Source organism: Laspinema palackyanum D2c (genome assembly GCF_025370875.1).
GTDB lineage: Bacteria > Cyanobacteriota > Cyanobacteriia > Cyanobacteriales > Laspinemataceae > Laspinema > Laspinema palackyanum.
In genome coordinates this window covers 1-17,083 of record NZ_JAMXFD010000020.1, presented here as the reverse complement: position 1 = coordinate 17,083, position 17,083 = coordinate 1, and the positions used below count along the sequence as shown (strand labels likewise).

15 protein-coding genes are annotated in these 17,083 nt (G+C 46.0%); 4 read left to right on the top strand and 11 right to left on the bottom strand.

The annotated features are described in order from the left end of the window. Positions 1-182 precede the first annotated feature (182 nt). The 9 genes from NG795_RS20015 to NG795_RS19975 all read right to left on the bottom strand — a co-directional run bounded on the left by NG795_RS20015 (position 183) and on the right by NG795_RS19975 (position 11,484). Positions 183-1,412, bottom strand: a complete 1,230-nt coding sequence (locus NG795_RS20015) for a DUF4926 domain-containing protein (RefSeq protein ID WP_367290411.1) — start codon at positions 1,410-1,412, stop codon at positions 183-185. A gap of 18 nt (positions 1,413-1,430) precedes the next feature. Continuing rightward, on the bottom strand, positions 1,431-1,763 hold the full coding sequence (locus NG795_RS20010) for a DUF6883 domain-containing protein (protein ID WP_367290410.1): 333 nt from the start codon (positions 1,761-1,763) through the stop codon (positions 1,431-1,433). Positions 1,764-1,988: 225 nt separating this feature from the next. After that, positions 1,989-2,126, bottom strand: coding sequence for a helix-turn-helix domain-containing protein (locus NG795_RS20005; protein WP_367290409.1), 138 nt, complete (start codon positions 2,124-2,126; stop codon positions 1,989-1,991). 69 nt (positions 2,127-2,195) lie between these two features. Beyond that, positions 2,196-2,771 (bottom strand): Uma2 family endonuclease, encoded by a 576-nt coding sequence (locus NG795_RS20000; RefSeq protein WP_367290408.1) that lies wholly within the window; start codon positions 2,769-2,771, stop codon positions 2,196-2,198. Between the two features lie 372 nt (positions 2,772-3,143). Beyond that, positions 3,144-4,193 (bottom strand): glycosyltransferase family 2 protein, encoded by a 1,050-nt coding sequence (locus tag NG795_RS19995; protein ID WP_367290407.1) that lies wholly within the window; start codon positions 4,191-4,193, stop codon positions 3,144-3,146. Between the two features lie 405 nt (positions 4,194-4,598). Next, positions 4,599-6,260, bottom strand: a complete 1,662-nt coding sequence (locus NG795_RS19990) for an alkaline phosphatase family protein (RefSeq protein WP_367290406.1) — start codon at positions 6,258-6,260, stop codon at positions 4,599-4,601. Between the two features lie 696 nt (positions 6,261-6,956). Continuing rightward, complete coding sequence (locus NG795_RS19985) at positions 6,957-9,668, bottom strand: hybrid sensor histidine kinase/response regulator (protein ID WP_367290405.1); 2,712 nt, start codon at positions 9,666-9,668, stop codon at positions 6,957-6,959. After that, positions 9,665-10,213, bottom strand: a complete 549-nt coding sequence (locus NG795_RS19980; protein ID WP_367290404.1) for a chemotaxis protein CheW — start codon at positions 10,211-10,213, stop codon at positions 9,665-9,667. The genes NG795_RS19985 and NG795_RS19980 overlap by 4 nt, the downstream gene beginning before the upstream one ends. A 92-nt stretch (positions 10,214-10,305) precedes the next feature. Then, positions 10,306-11,484, bottom strand: a complete 1,179-nt coding sequence (locus NG795_RS19975; RefSeq protein WP_367290403.1) for a response regulator — start codon at positions 11,482-11,484, stop codon at positions 10,306-10,308. Between the two features lie 1,082 nt (positions 11,485-12,566). On the opposite strand from NG795_RS19975, the gene gor reads away from it, so the two are divergent. Further along, positions 12,567-13,913 (top strand): glutathione-disulfide reductase, encoded by a 1,347-nt coding sequence (gor, locus tag NG795_RS19970; RefSeq protein WP_367290402.1) that lies wholly within the window; start codon positions 12,567-12,569, stop codon positions 13,911-13,913. A gap of 59 nt (positions 13,914-13,972) precedes the next feature. On the opposite strand, the gene NG795_RS19965 is transcribed toward gor, so the two are convergent. Continuing rightward, complete coding sequence (locus NG795_RS19965; protein ID WP_367290401.1) at positions 13,973-14,422, bottom strand: hypothetical protein; 450 nt, start codon at positions 14,420-14,422, stop codon at positions 13,973-13,975. Between the two features lie 505 nt (positions 14,423-14,927). On the opposite strand from NG795_RS19965, the gene NG795_RS19960 reads away from it, so the two are divergent. The 3 genes from NG795_RS19960 (at position 14,928) to NG795_RS19950 (ending at position 16,652) form a co-directional block, all read left to right on the top strand. Then, entirely contained in the window at positions 14,928-15,167 is a 240-nt protein-coding gene (locus NG795_RS19960) for a hypothetical protein (protein WP_436836069.1), read from the top strand. 664 nt (positions 15,168-15,831) lie between these two features. Beyond that, positions 15,832-16,341: a photosystem I reaction center protein subunit XI gene (locus NG795_RS19955; RefSeq protein ID WP_367290400.1), complete on the top strand. Its 510-nt coding sequence runs from the start codon at positions 15,832-15,834 to the stop codon at positions 16,339-16,341. A gap of 194 nt (positions 16,342-16,535) precedes the next feature. Next, positions 16,536-16,652 carry a photosystem I reaction center subunit VIII gene (locus NG795_RS19950; protein WP_261201763.1) on the top strand — a complete coding sequence of 39 codons (117 nt, stop codon included), beginning with the start codon at positions 16,536-16,538 and terminating at the stop codon, positions 16,650-16,652. Between the two features lie 305 nt (positions 16,653-16,957). Here the strand turns inward: NG795_RS19950 and NG795_RS19945 are convergent. Next, positions 16,958-17,083 (bottom strand): hypothetical protein (locus NG795_RS19945; protein WP_367290479.1); only part of this gene is annotated, 126 nt, incomplete at its 5' end.

Below are 17,083 nucleotides of genomic sequence, written 5' to 3'. Positions count from 1 at the left end.
TAATTTGGCAACCGACATTTGGGCCCTATTTACGATAGTGTAGCCCAGGTCCTGGAAGTAGTAGTGGCCTGATTTTTCGACTTCTGATTCAGTAACTAAAACCTGATATTTATTTATTTTGAGGAATTGTACACATTAGTCTCCTGAACATTTCAACCCTTATCTTAATTCTAGTTTTTATGTCAACTATTTTGAATGCGAAAGCTGCGTGTTTCTTTTAAAATTAGGCCATCTTTTTCTGGAATTAAAACACCATAACCAGTCACAGGAATCTGATCCACGTTTGCTTGAATAGCAAGTAAATATTCATTCTTTTCAAGTTCCACAGTAACCTCTTTTTCTTCATCTTCTATAGTAGCAACAATTGTAACCTTCGCTTTTTTGTCACCACCTGACCATTCAAGCCTCACTACAAATCCTTCAATTTGAGTAAGAGTTGGCTCTTGCAGTGAATTTGGACTTACTTCTTCCACACTATCGCTAAGGGTTCGATGTTTTCTCTTAGTAATTTTTCGCTCTTTCAACTTTTTACCGAGTTGTTCAATCTTTGGAAGGAGTTCTGCTGGTAATACAATTTCCTTTGGAATGTCACCTGGCAATTCTAAAGAAGGAGAGTTAAGTAGGCAGAAACTAAACCCTAATCTCTTTTGACTTCCACCCATTTCTGCAATAGCTTCACATAAATTTCCACTAATTCCTTGCTCAACAGCGTTCGTTAAGTCTTCTTGCTGTTCCGATGTTGCCGTTAAACTAGATAATGCTCGAAATAATGTTTTTACGACTTTTCTTTCATAAGGGTCGCTCTTAGATTCTTCTCCAGTAATGTTCATCTCATTATTTAATGGAGAAATAATATTAAAAATATAGCTTCCTTGCTCAGTTTGTCCTATCCGTACTTTTTCTAAATACTTGTTAGTTTGAGTAAAGTGCTTACCTGGATAGTACGATCTAGGCTCGATTGCAGACAATGCTGCTGCTTTGACTATTTTTTTAGCCGATTCTAAAATATTTATTCCATCTATCAAAGGAAGGCTTCCATTAGAAATATCTGAATGAACCGCTTTGAGCTGAATAACATCACCCCATTCTCGGTAAGCATTTATTATGTCCCTTTGATATTCACTAAATTGCTCTCTTTGTAGGCTAGAAACAAGGGTTTCTTCGGTTACAATAGAGGATAAAACATCCGGGTCCACATCTGCTTCATTTGACCGAGGAAGCGGTTGATAGTGAACCGGCATTAATTGATTGACCATTAGGGTTTCTAAAGCGTAGGTTTTACCCTGAAGGTCTACGAATTCGACCTCAAATACATCGGGTTCGTAAACTTCAATAATCGTACCGACTTGACCTTTATGAAGGTTTAAGTCAGGTAAATGTTCGGTTAGGGCAACGACATCTAAAAGTTTCATCCGGTGTTCTCCTGGGGACTAGGGAATGTAACAGGTGATGAGCCGTGGGAAGTCTTCATTTGGCTTAATCATCCACATACTTCTAATGATGGCACTTTTCCTTTCCCGCGTCATTTCAAAGTCAATCTGGTATTTCTGCCCGTAATTAGTGCGGTTGGTTGGGATAGCATCTTCCACTTTGAGAGCTTGGAACAGAGCGATCCGTAGTTCTTCAGATTCTTCTAGCCCAATGCCTAGGGCAGATTGAAAGACACGGGCTTTGTGCCCACCTTCAGAGTGATTTGGATTAAGTGAATAGCCCTCCAATTTTTCAAACGGAATCAGTGCTTGATCAGGATTCGGTAGTTTCACACCACCTCCTCGACGACTTTTTCGGAATCTTTGACTCGGACTTCGCCGAATAGGAGTTTAGGGAGTAGGGCATCTCATATTTCCGATAAAGTTCGCGAATTAAGAGTATTCTCTTTTATCTTTTCCATCCTATCATTGTTAATAACGTTAAATTTATGCCAAATTTCTTTGGGGTGTACAACACTTAATTGATTGCCAACCGCCCTCGAATCCTGCACCTAATCGCTAAAATAAGCCGTACATCAAATCAGCACCTCGCTCAGATATCTGCCGCAACTGCAACTCAATCAGCTTTATCGCCATCGGTGAGGGAGTGGCGCGTCCATACTCCCAGCGGTTGACAGTCTGGAAGGACACACCCATGAGGTAAACATCTCATTAGTTCCAGCACATATCGCGTATTTTTGAGCGCTTCATCAAGAGTCAGCCTGTTTATTCTTGAGTAGCCGATCGCAAAAACTCTCCCACTAAAATGATGCAATCAGGAAACGCAAGCGGCGCGATCGCATCTTGCTCAGATAGCTTTTGTTCCGATTGATAGCCGTCTTGCCTTGGTTCTCGAAACACATACAGGCATCGTTCCTGCACATCCAAAATCCAATACTCTTGAATGCCCGATCTGCCATATACTGGAACTTTTAGATCTCGGTCTCGCCGCAGGGTGCTATCTGCGACTTCTATTAACCAATAGATTTCTGTGGGTGTTGGGTGATGATCTTCATAGTCTAATGGGTCAATGTGGGCGATCGCAATATCCGGCTCTGGCTCAGAAAAATCACTCAACTGCACGGAGTCTTGAAACCGCAGCAGCGCTCGTCCCCGCAAGCGTTGCGACAAAGCCCGATCAATTCGGGTAACTGCCGCACTGTGCGCCGTTCCTTTTGCTGCCATTGTGTAAAGTTGCCCTTCAATCAATTCCACCCGCTCAGAAGCAGCCAAAATTCCTACTTCTACCATGCGGTGATAATCCCGCACGCTCAGAGAGCGAAGTTCAGCGGCGATCGTCATAGCCTCAACCTCCTGAAATTTTCCCGAATCGTTACTTCTAGTTTGGCACTAGCGAGCTAACATTCTAAATATTTCCTTACATTCCTAAATGTCCTGTAGTTGCAGCGTTTCCGAGCATTCAGTCGGGTGCAAGTCAGACCAGCGCAGAGGCTCAGATTGCCCTAGGATTGCTGTAGGGGGGTTGGAAGAAACTCCAGCTTTTATGAGGGGGTGGGGTGATGGGGGCAAGGATTACAGGAGTTACGCCATCTTTAACATTAAAACCTAAATGTAGAGGCGATCGCACGAATCATCTCTACATTTAGGTTTAATTTTCAACATCTGCGTAAGAGCGAGGCAGGGATTTAAACCCCCGCTTGATGTGGCTAGAAATTACAAAACTGCTTGATTCAAAAAGTTTTGAATTTGATTGTCAACTTCTAGGATATTTTTCTCGGTTTTCTCTTGATTGAGATTATTCCGACGGGGGTCGTTTTTTGGATTCATTTGTCCAAATTTTTCGAGGAAATATTGGGACACATCTGGAGAACCTAGGCGGAGTAACATCCACTTTCCTAACAGGCGCTGAACTTTTTTATCTAGTAAAATAGCCGGGTGCAAGCGAATCGCTTTTTGCAATTTTTCCCATCCGGTTTGCAGTTTTTCAGCATCTGGGGTATGGGTGACGCAGATTCGGGCTAAATATTGATAGGTATTGGCTAAACTGTGTTTTTTCAGTCCTTGCAGTTCTGCGGGTGCGTTGGCAAAGGCGCGATCGATGACCATGACGCTATATTTTTCCATGACATCAATTTTAGAGGCCATTGATGTCGCCGATTGTCGATACAGGATTTGATGCTGGGGGACGACTACAAACGGCCATTTCGCTGCAACTCGTAACCAATATTCCCAATCTTCGATGGATTTCAGGGTGCGATCAAACGGTCCCACGGATTCAATCGCCGATGCACGCATCATCACATTCGACCCAGAGGTAATGAAATTACCGACTAACAATTGGGGATAAACATTGCCTTCAAGATAACAAGGAAAATCTTTACTAAAGGATTTACCTTCGCTATCCATAAAGCAGGTCCAACTATAAGCGAGTCCTGCTTCCGGATTTTGTTGTAATGCAGCAACCTGGCGCGCTAATTTATCCGGCGTCCACAAATCGTCTGCATCCATAAAGGTAATAAACTCTCCGGTTGCGCGAGCAATTCCCCGATTTCGCGCTTCGGGGAGTCCGCCATTTTCATAAGAGAAGACTTGAAGTCTTGGGTCTCGGACTCCTTCGATAACCTGTAACGTATTATCGGTAGAGCCATCATTAATAATAATCAGTTCAAAATCAGAAAAAGTTTGTTTTAAAATCGAATCGAGGGTATCGCGAATCGTTTTTGAAACATTGTAAGCGGGAACAACAACAGAAACTAATGGCATAATACTTCACCCCTAATTAACAATGAAAGTCTTTTCAATTCATCCGTTTCGGAAACAAGTGGGCAGGATTGATGAGTTTATGATACATCCTGAACCGATCCAGATTTCTCATGTTTTTTACGTTTTTTACAATGGAACCCGATTAAGCACATAACGGGATTTTCAATAATTTATTTTCCCAACAAGAATCGCCCAAGCTTACCGGATTTGTTTCGTTAAGTTTCAAACTAAAAACTCCTGATTAGATTAACTCGGACAAGAAACCCGGTTTCTTAACTTTATCTACTGCTAATTACCAACATTTTTGTGAAGAAACCGGGTTTCTAACCTTTCCTGGACCCCCGGACTAGGGGAGTCGAGGAGATGCAATGCAGCCATTGCCTAGAAGGTTTAAAGGCCAGTTGTTTAGCGAACCACTGCCGGTTGATTGATTAGAGGTTTTCCTTCGCAAGAGTTGGGAATCGGGGCCTCTAATAATGCTAATAAAGTGGGGGCTAAATCTAAAGAATGGCCGAAAGGCAAGGTAGAACCGGGTTCAATATTGGGTCCTGCCAAGGCTAAAAATCCATCGGACCGATGAGAGCCTGTGCGATTAAATGGAACGGGTCCAATCCGGCCAATAGTCGGGCTTTCTACGGTATCACTAGCGCATTTATCCTGCCAGATAATCACCAAATCGGCATCGGGTAGTTTGGGGTCGGAGTCGGTGGCAGTTTGGCGAGTCCGCACTACATCTTGTACCATTGTTTCCCCGGTTCGGGAATCTTTGAGTTGATACAATTGTGCGGTAATTTCATCACAAACGGTATCGTATTCCGAGGGGTCAACGATTCCATTGGGTTCCCGTCCTTTCAAGTTGATTCGGATATATCCTTCGGAGAAACTCGGGAGGGCAAAGGCTTTCATCCGGGGCCATGCGGGTTGATACCAACAGGGGGTTTGGAAAAATAGCCGATCGCCTTTTTTCTGCATTTCAAATGGCGAAATCAAATCCTGTTCCGGTTCGGAACCAAACAGGGGTTCAATCCGGCTAAAGATTTTTGTGGGAAGGGTTCGCCGCAAAAATCCTCGTAATGGATTGCGATCGCCTTTGAGACTCCAGAGGGTTCCCATAAAGCCCCGTTTCGCCCGTTCTCCCACTAGCGGTCCCCCTGGATTTTGACCCATTTTCCCCTCGGCTAATCCCACTTTTCCGGGGAAATTCCACCGATAGAGAAACTCGGGCAAAAATACCATACTGGGTAGATCCATATTGTTAAAGTCCATGCCATGTGCCGCAAAGACGACGACATTGGCATTCTCCGGCGCAGCGGTTAAAATCTCACCAATGGCTGTATCAATGGCTTCAAAAATCGCTAACAACGGGTCTCCCGGGTAGCGATTCCCCATCACGGGATACAGGGGATGATCCGGTTGACTTAAGTGCCAGAAAAAATGTCCGGCAGAGTGGGTTTCTCCAAAAATGGTTAACAAGAAGTCCCAGTTATCTTGTTGGAGTAAATCTTTACAAATCTGACCGCGCCGCTCAATCCCGGTTTCTAATTTCTTCTGAAGTTCCTGGAGGGCGGGAATATCTAAGATACTAGCAAAATCTTTATGTAATGCTGGATGTTCTCCATGTTTGGCGATGATGTCCGCGAGAAATGCTTCCGGTTTGGAATGGGTGGGGGTTTGAGGGGAATGGGCTCCCCAAGCTAATCCTTGGACTCCATTGACCCGATCGCTTAGGGGAGCTTGGGGCATATCAAAGACAGCTACTTTATAATCATCCCCAAGGGCATAGAAGGGTTCATATTCGGCAAAGTCATAGGCTTCTATGGGGTCTACATGATAGCTCCCTTCTCTGAGTTTTACGGGTGCCCAATAGCCAGTTTTTTCGGGAGAAGATCCGGTTAAAAAGGTGGTCCAAGGGGTTTCGGCTCGATAATAATCAAAGGTTTTGAGTCGTCCGTAGGCTCCGCGATCGCGCAATTTTTTTAAGTTCTTTAAATGCCCTTGCGCCATCCATTTTTCCAGCAGATTCGGGTCTCCGGCATCCAATCCAATGGCGATAACAGGATTTCTCATGACTTTACCTTGATAAATACTACATAAATTCACAATACATTTGGCGATTGCCTGAATCGCCGGGTTTAAAAGGAGTTTATCAATCTCCTGAAATTGCATCCCAGGATTTTTTAAAGGTTCTGGGATTTCCTAAATCTGAAATTTTTCAGATTCTACGACAGTTCAATGTCCAATCTTCTGAATCTTTATAATGACTCCAGTTCACCCTGAGTAAATAAACTGGATTTCCGAACTCGGTGATCCTCAATTCAGTGGCGATCGCCAAACGTTCTTGAGTCTAAAAGCCGTGTGGTGAGTCTCAGGTGAGTTTCCCTAAAAACGGCTCCAAATTTGACCGAGACTAGATCTGCGATCGCTCCTGCTTGAATTTAATCAGTCGGAAGGATAGCTGATTTATCCCAAGTTTATCATTGACTAGAGATAATTCCAGGATTTTTATGTAAAGTTCTCTTAAAGATTGTCATCCCCCCTTAATTCATTCCCCAGTAGCTTGATGAGAGTTTTAAAAGCCCTTCATTTCTTCCACTAGAGTAAAACACGCTAGGAATGAGAGTCATATATCTTGAGGAGTACCTTAATCACAAAAAATTAAGGTTCTCTAACTTAAGATACATCTAGCACTATTTATTATTTTTGTCCTGTATCTTAAGGGATAAACCTTAAAATTAGAATCTCTATCTATAGGCATAGTTGGAGTTAAAAAAGAAATTTATCCCCAAAATCTCCCCCAAATCTCCCAAATCTCCCCCATCCCCCCAATCCCGATGGCGGTCCCTCACCCGCGACAAGGATCTCGCGAATAGCGGCAAGCAACCTTGCCGGATCGAAAGGTTTACTCAAATAGGTAGTTGCGCCTAATTCCATCCCTTTCTGAATATCCTCGGGATTGGCGCGGGAGGAGAGCATCACCATCGGAACCTGATGCCATTGGGGGTCCGATCGCACCGTCTGGAGTAATCCTAATCCGTCTAAATGGGGCATTTCCACATCGGAAAGGATCAGGTGGAATTGTCCCTGGGGCGATCGCGCTAGTTGAGTTAATGCCTCCCGTCCATTGGTACAGACTGTAGAGACAAATCCGGCACCCTCGAATAGATCCTGCAACATCCGGCGCATGATGAGGGAATCATCCACAATTAATAGATGAGGAGCAGCATCGGAACTCAACACTGTATCCGGTGAGACATGGGTGACGGGTTTAAGAGGGGAACGGGGAAACAGTAACGGGTGAAAGTGATGGGGGGCGAGGACTGGCACCACTTCACCGCTGCCTAGAACGGTACAACCGGCAACGTAGGGAGGAACGGGGACCGTGAGATCCAAGGGTTTGAGCATGACAGGACGTTCTTCGAGCACCGCATTCACCGCGATCGCCACCTGTTGACCCTTCACCCACAAAATCAGACAAACCGAGGGCGAATTCACTTTTGAAACTGCTTCCCGAACCTGTGTTCGATAGGGCAGCAAATCCCATAATCTAAAAATGGGCAAGGGTTCCGTTTGTCCGGGAATTTCTTCATGGCGATCGCCTATTTCACCCCCTGCGATTTCTGCCTGGGATAACTTCACCACAGCGATCGCCTTATCTGCGGGAATTGCAACAGTGTAGTCTTGACATTGGCACAAGTAAACAGACAACCGGCTCAAAGTCAAAGGAACAGCAATGGTAAACTTAGTACCCTGTCCCAATACTGTCTCGACTTGCAAAGTTCCCCGTAGTCGTGCCACTTGATGTTGGACGATATCTAACCCCACCCCACGTCCCGATAAATCCGTCACTTTCGAGGCAGTAGAAAATCCCGGCGTGAACAGAAATTGTAAAATCTCACTCGGGTTGGAATTCTCCGGAGAAAGGGTTTTAGAAAACCCTTTTTCGGGATCAATCAGTCCCATTGCTAATGCCCGCTTATAAACCTTCTGCGGATCAATCCCTCGTCCATCATCTTCCACGGTAATCACCAGTTGCGACCCTTCAACGGTGGCAGAGAAGGTGATTTTAGCCGTGGGTGACTTACCCAGTGCTTTGCGTTCCGTGGGTAACTCGATCCCATGATCGAAGGCATTGCGAAATAGGTGGGTTAAGGGGGTTTGTAATTGTTCTAAAATCGGTTGATCGACCCGTCTATCTTTTCCCTGGATGACTAATTCGACTTGCTTCCCATACTGTCGTTGCAAGGTTTCCAAGGGGGTGATAAATCGTTCTGCGATCGCCCCAAAGGGAATTAGTCGGGAGTCGGTGAGGTCCCGGTTGAGTTGGTTGAGGGAGGTTTTGAGGCGATCGAGGGTTTGTTGGATGTCGGAGGCGATCGCCGTTAGGTTTGGGGATTGGGAGAGGGTGGCGATCGCGGTTTGGAGTTTTTCTTGTTCTAGGGTGAGGCGATCGGATTCCACGATTAAATTCCCCAGGGTATCACTCATGCGATCTAAGCGCCTGACGGGGACTCGCAGGGTCAGATTTGCTGGTGCGAGATCGGGATTGGGATTGACAATCAGGTATTTTAAAAACCGTTCCGGGATAGAGGAACGGGTTGCCTCGGATTCGGGAGATGGCGGGGATGGGGAGGATGGGGTGAGAGTTTCTGTTCGGAGGGTGCGAATTCGGGCGATCGCAAGTTGTGCTAACTCTTCCGGTAGAGCTTGTTCCTGGGAGAGGGATGCAGAAATTTCCCGACTGATAATGGTTAACCCCTTTAACCCCAAGGTTTCTCCCAGGAGGGTGCATTCTTCTAAAAAAATAGTGAGACTCTGGCGGAGTGAGGGTTCTGCGGAGGTGGGATTGTCAGTAAATTCAGCCAGCGATCGTGTGAGGCGTTGTAGACAGTCTTCTAAATCAACCTCCAAGGCAGTTTTAACAAAGGAGTTCACCGGCGAATCAGTGGCGTGAGGGAACTCCTCCCCTGCGCCTTCTTCTTCTAAATTCTCCTGAAGCGGAGGGGGTAAATCTTGGACAAAGCGATCGAGGGTGACGATCAGATTCTGGAGTCGGCGATCGGAGGTTTGGGAGTCATTGCCATTCCAAGCGCCTACGAGTAAATCCCCGATGGGGTCGAGACTCAGAGATAGGAGTTCGTAGGCGGAAGGTAAGTGAGGGACTCGTCCATCATTGAGGGCGATTAATAACTCTTCAATATAGTGTGACAGGTGGGAGAGTTGCTGTAACCCGACAATTCCGGCACCGCCTTTGAGGGTATGGGCGGCGCGAATCAAGTCAGGGAAGGCAGTGCCGAGGTTCTCCTGAGTGGCGGCGTTGCTGTTTAAGCACTGGATTCCTTGCTCTAAGGCGAGTAAACATTCCGGTGCTTCTTCATGGAGGAAGCAGTGGCGCGCTTCTGGATCTAGGTTGGCGATCGCAAAAGAGTCGAGGCGCAGATTTTCCGGCACAGAGGGTTCGTGATTGGATGAGATCATCGCAATTCTCCGGCAGTGAGGGTACTGTGCCGACTGAGGGCATCAAATAGGGCGCTCACTTGGAGCAATCCCACGGGAAACCGACGCGATGCAGCATCCGTGGGGGGTGAGATCCAGATTAAACCGGAAAACAGGGGACGGAGTAGGGGTCTCCAGGGATCGGGAATGGGGGTAAAGTGGGTGGAGTTGAGGGTGAGGGTGAAAAGGCGATCGCAGACGACACAAGCGAAGGGAGTGATGGTGGATTCTTCCTCCTCCGGGTGCTGTTCCGGGGGTGGGTCCTTGCGAATTACGACCAAAGTTAACTCATCCCCTCGCGAGGGCGATCGGGGCGTCAGTCCCAAAATCTCCGTCAGAAAATCAGCCAAATCAATCACCCAGAGCAACTTACCGGCGATATTCACCACCCCTAAAATCGCCTCGGGAACCCCGGGGATCGGACAAATTTGCCGTCGCGATCGGGCAATTTCTTCTACGACTTGCTCCATCGGGACCACAACTTGTACCTTGGGACTTAATTGCAACCCTGCATACGTTCTCAGCATTTTCCCGGTTATCCTATCGCACTTTGAATGGCTAGTTCCAATCCGCTTGCTATAGATTACGATAGTTCATTCCCCGGGGAAATGAGGTGAAATCACCCAGTTTGCAGAATTGTTTCCCTTTCAGAATCCGCAGTGCCGAGTAACTGCATTTCGATCGCCTTCAAGAGTTGTTGGGCATCAAAGGGTTTGGTGATATAATCATTCGCCCCCACCATCCGCGATCGCATCTTATCGATGATCCCATCCCGTCCCGTCAACATCACAATCGGGATTTCCTGCAACAAACTCGACTGGCGCAACATCCGGCAGAGTTCATAACCATTAATTTCTGGCATATTAATATCCATCAGCACCAACGCCGGTTTATGCCGTGCCAAAGTCGTTAATGCTTTCGCCGGTTCCGTTAACATCAAACAACGGTATCCCGCCGCCTGCAAAATCGCCCGAACGTGCCGCTGAGTTGTTTTACTATCATCAATACAAGCAATAATCGGCCCATCTTCTACCTTTTCCAACTGATAGGGCTTCACCCCAACCGCTTCCGCTTGCACCAACGGTTGCAGTAACAAAGCCAAAGACAGGACATCGATTTTCAACCCTTGGGCCACTTCATACAGACACCCACCCCGATTTAAAACTTCAATCAGCCGTTTAATCCCTTCAACATTTTTAAACGTCGGCCAAAGGAGTTTAGGGATTTGCTCTAAATTCCTAATAAAAACTCTCTGAAACGGCGAGGCAATTTCTGCCCTAATTTTTGCCCACTTTCCAATCGCGTCCCGCATCGGTAAAATCGTCTGCTTCAACGGCAGAGAGAGCAAAATTGGGTCCAGTCCCACCGTCTTTTCAAATTGCAGTCCCGCTTGGGGTAAATTAAGGACCTGCACCAATGCTTCTTGGGTGAGTTTAAGTAAGACTTCTCTAGCCTGTTGTAAGGAAAGTTTTCCGGCTTTCCAGTAATGGCAAATCACCTGATAATCTGACTGGAACCCTTCTAGGGAAAGCTCTTTCAGCTCCGGGCATAACCGAGAAAGGTAATAACTGAGGCGCTCTTGATATCCCGTCAGGCTACTGGCAAAATGCACCTTGCCATTGCCAAAATGGACCCGCCAAAATACAGAAGGATCCGACGTATCTCGAATCGTCAGTCGCCCAGATAGATTATTGGTTACAATTTTTTGTAATGCCTTAGTTGGCGACCCAACAAGCTGCGCGGCTGCACTACAAACCTTCTCTTGTTTCTGCTGCTGAATGGTTGTATTTTCCATCATAACTCCCTCTTTACTTCTCTATATTTAGGCTGCAAACTAACTAAACTTTATTTTTAACTTTTAACGCCCATATCCCAAGTTGGACTTTAATAATAAAAGGCTTGAATTTTATTGAAATAAAGCATTTAATTGTTTTAGTTATTCTGAATTTTATGAATCCCTCTGCTAATTCTCAACCTTAATCGCATCCCTAGTTTATCAAACCGTTCCGATTAAGGGTGTTACCAGTGTAACATTCAAGCCCATCAGCCCCAGAATTTATCATGATTTTTTAACAATGCTCCATAGGTCATCGCGGGAAGGAAGATTGGTATCTAAAATCACTTAATCCATGTCAATCGGCTCAGAGAGTATAGTTATATTATGACCCCCCTACCTAGGGCGATCGCATCAGCCATCTGGCTGATTTTTAAATACTGTTTTTCGGAGTTCCTCACAGCAAGTTTAAAACAATCCCCGCCTAAACCCTCGTTTCAACACAGGGAAGGCAACAGATTTTTTATGATAAAATATCGGTAAATTAGCCGCCAATCACTACAGGGGAAACTAGGGTTTTTCTCCTCTCCCTTAAACTCATAGAAAGGCTGACTTTAGTAATATGCTATAGCTTAACGGTTCCCGTGTTTTAGAACATCCGTATTTGTCATCAATCATTATCTCCGTAACAATACGGAGGGCTTTGTTAGTATTTATACTGAAAGCTTGGGGATGGGGGAGATGGGGGAAATGTTCTTCTTGTTTGTAGTAACGACTTCAGTCGTTGCTCTCGTGTTATGGCTTAAGCCATAACACGAGCAATCCGAGGATCTAGCGCCTGCCTGTTTGGGAACTGGAGGGAGAATCTGATATCGGTGGGTTACTTGGCTCAAGCCAAGTAACGCGGCAACGACTGAAGTCGTTACTACGAACCATTGAGGAGAACGACTGAAGTCGTTACTACAAACAAGAAGAACATCTTCCCCAACCTCCCCAACCTCCCCATCTCCCCCAACCTCCCCAACCTCCCCATCTCCCCCATCCTCCCCATCGCTTTACAAAACCGATTACCCTGGTATTAAAAGAAGACAAACGGAGTGACTTAAATGACGAACTTTGATTATGACCTATTCGTGATAGGTGCAGGTTCTGGCGGATTAGCGGCATCGAAACGGGCTGCCTCTTATGGGGCTAAAGTGGCGATCGCCGAAGGGGATTTAGTCGGAGGTACCTGTGTCATCCGGGGTTGCGTTCCCAAAAAATTAATGGTGTATGCGTCCCAATTTTCTAAACTGTATCAAAATGCCGTAGGTTACGGTTGGGAAAAAGCGGAACCCAATTTTGATTGGAATAAACTGGTGGAAGTGGTTCAGAAAGAAGTGATGCGCCTGAATCAGATCCATATTAATAATCTGGAAAAAGCTGGGGTTGAGTTAATCAATGGGATGGCTACTTTTGTTGATCCCCATACCATTGAAGTAGGCGATCGCAAAATCACAGCAGACAAAATCTTGATTGCCGTGGGAGGAAAGCCGGAGAAACCGAATATTGAGGGCATCGAACATAGCATCACCTCCAATGAAATGTTCCACCTCAGCACATTTCCCAAACGGTTCGCCGTTTGGGGTGGCGGTTATATCGGTGTCGAGTTTGCTTCGATTATGAATGGGTTGGGGGCTGAAGTCACCGAAATTATTCGGCGCGACTATATTTTACATGGCTTTGATCAAGATATTGCCCAGAACATTCAAGAAGGCATGACCAAACATGGGATTCAATTCAAAACTCAGACAACCCTGGAGAAAATTGAGAAGACCGATGACGGCTTAAAATTGATGTTTGCAGGGGAAGAACATGAGCCAATCACCGTTGATGCGTTACTCTGTGCAACCGGGCGCAAACCGAATTTAAGCCGGTTAAACTTAGAGAATGCTGGGGTTGAAGTGCTTCTCGGTGCGATCGCCGTCAGTCCCGATAGTTGCACGAATCAACCCCATATCTATGCCGTGGGAGATTGTACCGATCGCATGAATTTAACCCCGGTGGCGATCGCTGAAGGTCGTGCTTTTGCCGATACCGTCTTTGGTCATCTCCCTCGCCATATTAACCATACCGGCATCCCCACCGCTGTCTTTTCTCAGCCGGAAGCTTCCACAGTCGGCTTAACTGAAGAGGAAGCCCGCGACAAAGTGGGCGACAATGTAACCATCTATCGCGCCAAATTCCGTCCCATGTTTTATAGTCTCACCGATGCCGATGAAAAGGTGATGATTAAATTAATTGTGGACAAAACCACCGACCGCATTTTAGGAGTCCATATCGTCGGAAAAGATGCGGCAGAAATCGTTCAAGGTTTAGCCATTGCTGTCAATATGGGAGCCACGAAAAAAGACTTTGATGCCACCATTGGTATTCATCCTTCCACTGCCGAAGAGGTCGTGACTTTACGTTAATTTCAAAAAAAAGAAACCGGGATGATTTAATTCACCCGGTTTCTTTTAACGCGAAAAATTTAAAGATTATTCTTGCCAGAACTCTCTCGTTCAAGTAGTTCCATTTCTTTAATGTAAACTTCTCCTAACTCTTGTCCCGCAATCGGAATACTTTGATAGGTTACCTGACCTTTCATCACCAGGCGATCGCCCACATTTGGCAGGGTTGAATCGGTCATGACCCAAATTGCTCCCGTGGCATCTTGCAGTTGATAAGCTCCCGATTGCAGAAACGGGGCCCGATTTTCAACGGTTCCTTTTAAATACACCGTATCTTTATTCTGCCAGTTGCTTTCGATCTGCTCAATATCGGTGACACCAACTCCTGACTTAACCAAATTGGTACAGCCCCCAAGTCCAGCAATCATTAAGGATAAAGAGCCAATTTTAACAGCTTTATTTAAGGCCGCAAACATGAAATTGATAGCCATAATCTCAAAAAAATAGCGGTTATATGGGTTAGAATTCACAGTTAGAACGCTTGATAATCCGGAGGAATTGGAGCAGCATTTTCAGGGTTAAACCCGCTAAAAAATCCCCATCATTTGAGGGAATCAATAGCCGGTTTAACTCCGGTGCGATCGCCTCCGCCACAGGAACTGGAGAAGGCGGGTTTCACCCAAGGGCGATCGCACCCACTCAACCCCAGCAACCCCTGGAGAATCCGAACATTCGGGGGCCACTTCTGCGGATAGATTAGTCGTGCTGATAGTCTATCGCAACCGCCCGGTTTTCGGGGAATTCCCGATTACAAGTCTCAGTACCCCAGATGATTGATTGCGGGGGGCTTCTGGGAGGGGACCCAGGCGACTGCGCTTTTCGCTAATCCCTGGCAGTCCAGTCTTTTCTAACGTTCACAGTCCCACGGATATCAATGCCCCTCACCCGTGATGCTACAATAATTATTCAGAACTTAGATTCTTAGTAGACGACTGGGATTTGCTTTCATCAAGCCGGTACAGTCGTCCGGGGTCAATGTCAATTCAGAGGAAGATAAAGAAGAGGTTTGTCGTGACAGAGACTATTAACTGTGCTGTAGCCTGCGTGAATGGCTGTGTATTGGGAGATAAATGCCCCAACCGTGAATATGCAGAACAAACATCCCAGTTTATCGAGGAAACATCCTTAGATAAAATGATAGAAATCGCAGAAGAAGCCATTAGAAAAAAACGGACGCAGCCTCCGAAATGGATTATTCCCGATTTTCCAGAATAACCCCTAGCCCAAGTGAAGGCGATCGCTTCTGTGAACTTAGAAAGAGTCAGGCGATCGCTTTTCAATTGGAGTCTAATTTATAAATTTTATCAATATTTGAATTTCTATAATCAAACCTCCTACCAGTCTCCCTAAATTGGACAATTCTCCACAGGAAAGGAGTCAGCAAAAAGAGGCTAAAAAAACCCGGTTGGTTTTCCCGTTGCTGTATCCCCTTCCCCAGAACACTCTAAAAATCCCCCAACCGTTGTTCGGGGAAACAGTCCGAAATCATGCCGGTGGATGAGTGACCCTGGGTCCTGATTCGCCTGAAATCTGCCTTTTGACCCGGGGCGATCGCCCTTGAGCTGTGGCAAAATCTCTGAAGGGGTAGAAATACCCTGCCTATTCCCTGGAATTGTTAAATTTCTTAACAAAATTTAACAGAAACCGAAGTTAAACCCAGAACCTGCTCTAATCAGAGAATAAAGGCTGGGATCGCGATCGCAAAGGTCACCGAACCGGGGTAAATTAAAATCAGTGGTTACCAGCCCCAGGGGATGTAGGCGATTTTCATGAAGTTTTTTAAAGCTACCCACTAATTCTGAGACTAGGCTACCCCTCCTTGCTTAGAATATGACCTTAAGTTCTTTTACTGATTGTCACACCAAGAGGAAAAACAAATATGGCCGATGCAAGAGATATTGAAATGGTGAAGCCTTACGGTGGAGACCCCTTTGTGGGTCACCTCTCTACCCCGATTAGCGACTCTGCCTTCACCAAAGCATTCATTGGTAACCTGCCTGCCTACCGTAAAGGACTCTCCCCCATCCTGCGTGGAATCGAAATTGGGATGGCCCACGGCTATTGGCTTGTGGGTCCTTGGGTTAAATTCGGTCCCCTGCGCGACTATGCCCCAACTGCCAACTTAGGTGGATTAGTCTCGGCCCTGTCTCTAGTTTTAATCGCCACCGCCTGTATGTCTGTCTACGGGATTGCCTCGTTCCAAGTCACCGGCGATGATGATTACCCCAGCCAAAATCCCCAAGCCCCTATCACCCTCAAAACTGCTGAGGGTTGGAGTCAGCTAACCGCTGGGTTCTTCATTGGTGCAATGGGTGGCGCATTCTTCGCCTATTTCCTCTTGGAAAACCTGGGTGGCGTCGATGCCATTTTCCGGGGTTTAGTCAACTAACTAGACCTTTAGTCCCTTGCTAGGGCTTTAATTTGCTGGTTTTGAACCGTGACCTCCAGTCACCTAAAATTAGTTCATCTGCATCGGCAGATTCTGATTTTTGAAAATTCCCACCTTTTTAGAGGAAAATAAGTGACTAACCGTCGTTAATCGTCCTCTCGTCAACCCAAAACTTGAAATAGGAGAAATTAGATATGACAGGTGCTTATGCAGCTGCTTACTTGCCTTGGATTTTGATTCCCGTCGTTTGCTGGTTAATGCCCGCCGTCGTGATGGGTCTGCTGTTCATCTACGTTGAAAGCGATCGCTAATTCCAGGCGTCATTCCCTGAATTAACCGCAATAGGTCGAAAAAAGAGTGGTCAGGACAACAACGACCGGCTATTCCCAAACCCTCTTTTTAGGCCCTCTGTTCAGTTTTAAATCAACCGGACAAAAAACCGGGTTTCTCATCGGAATCAATGGCTAACTACCAGAAATTTCGTCGAGAAACCCGGTTTTTCAACGTCGGGCAATAAAAATCCCCCGCTTTCATAGCAGGGGATTTTTATTTAAACTCCCCCTAACCTCATGAGGATAGGTAGAGTCTATTCAAATTATTGTTTTTCTGTGGCAGGTTAACCGAACTTACTTGCCGTCGAAGCAATCAAGAACGCCGCATAAGTCAGGATATACCCCACCGTAAAGTGAGCCAAACCAATCAAGCGACCTTGAATAATCGACATCGCCACCGGCTTATCCTT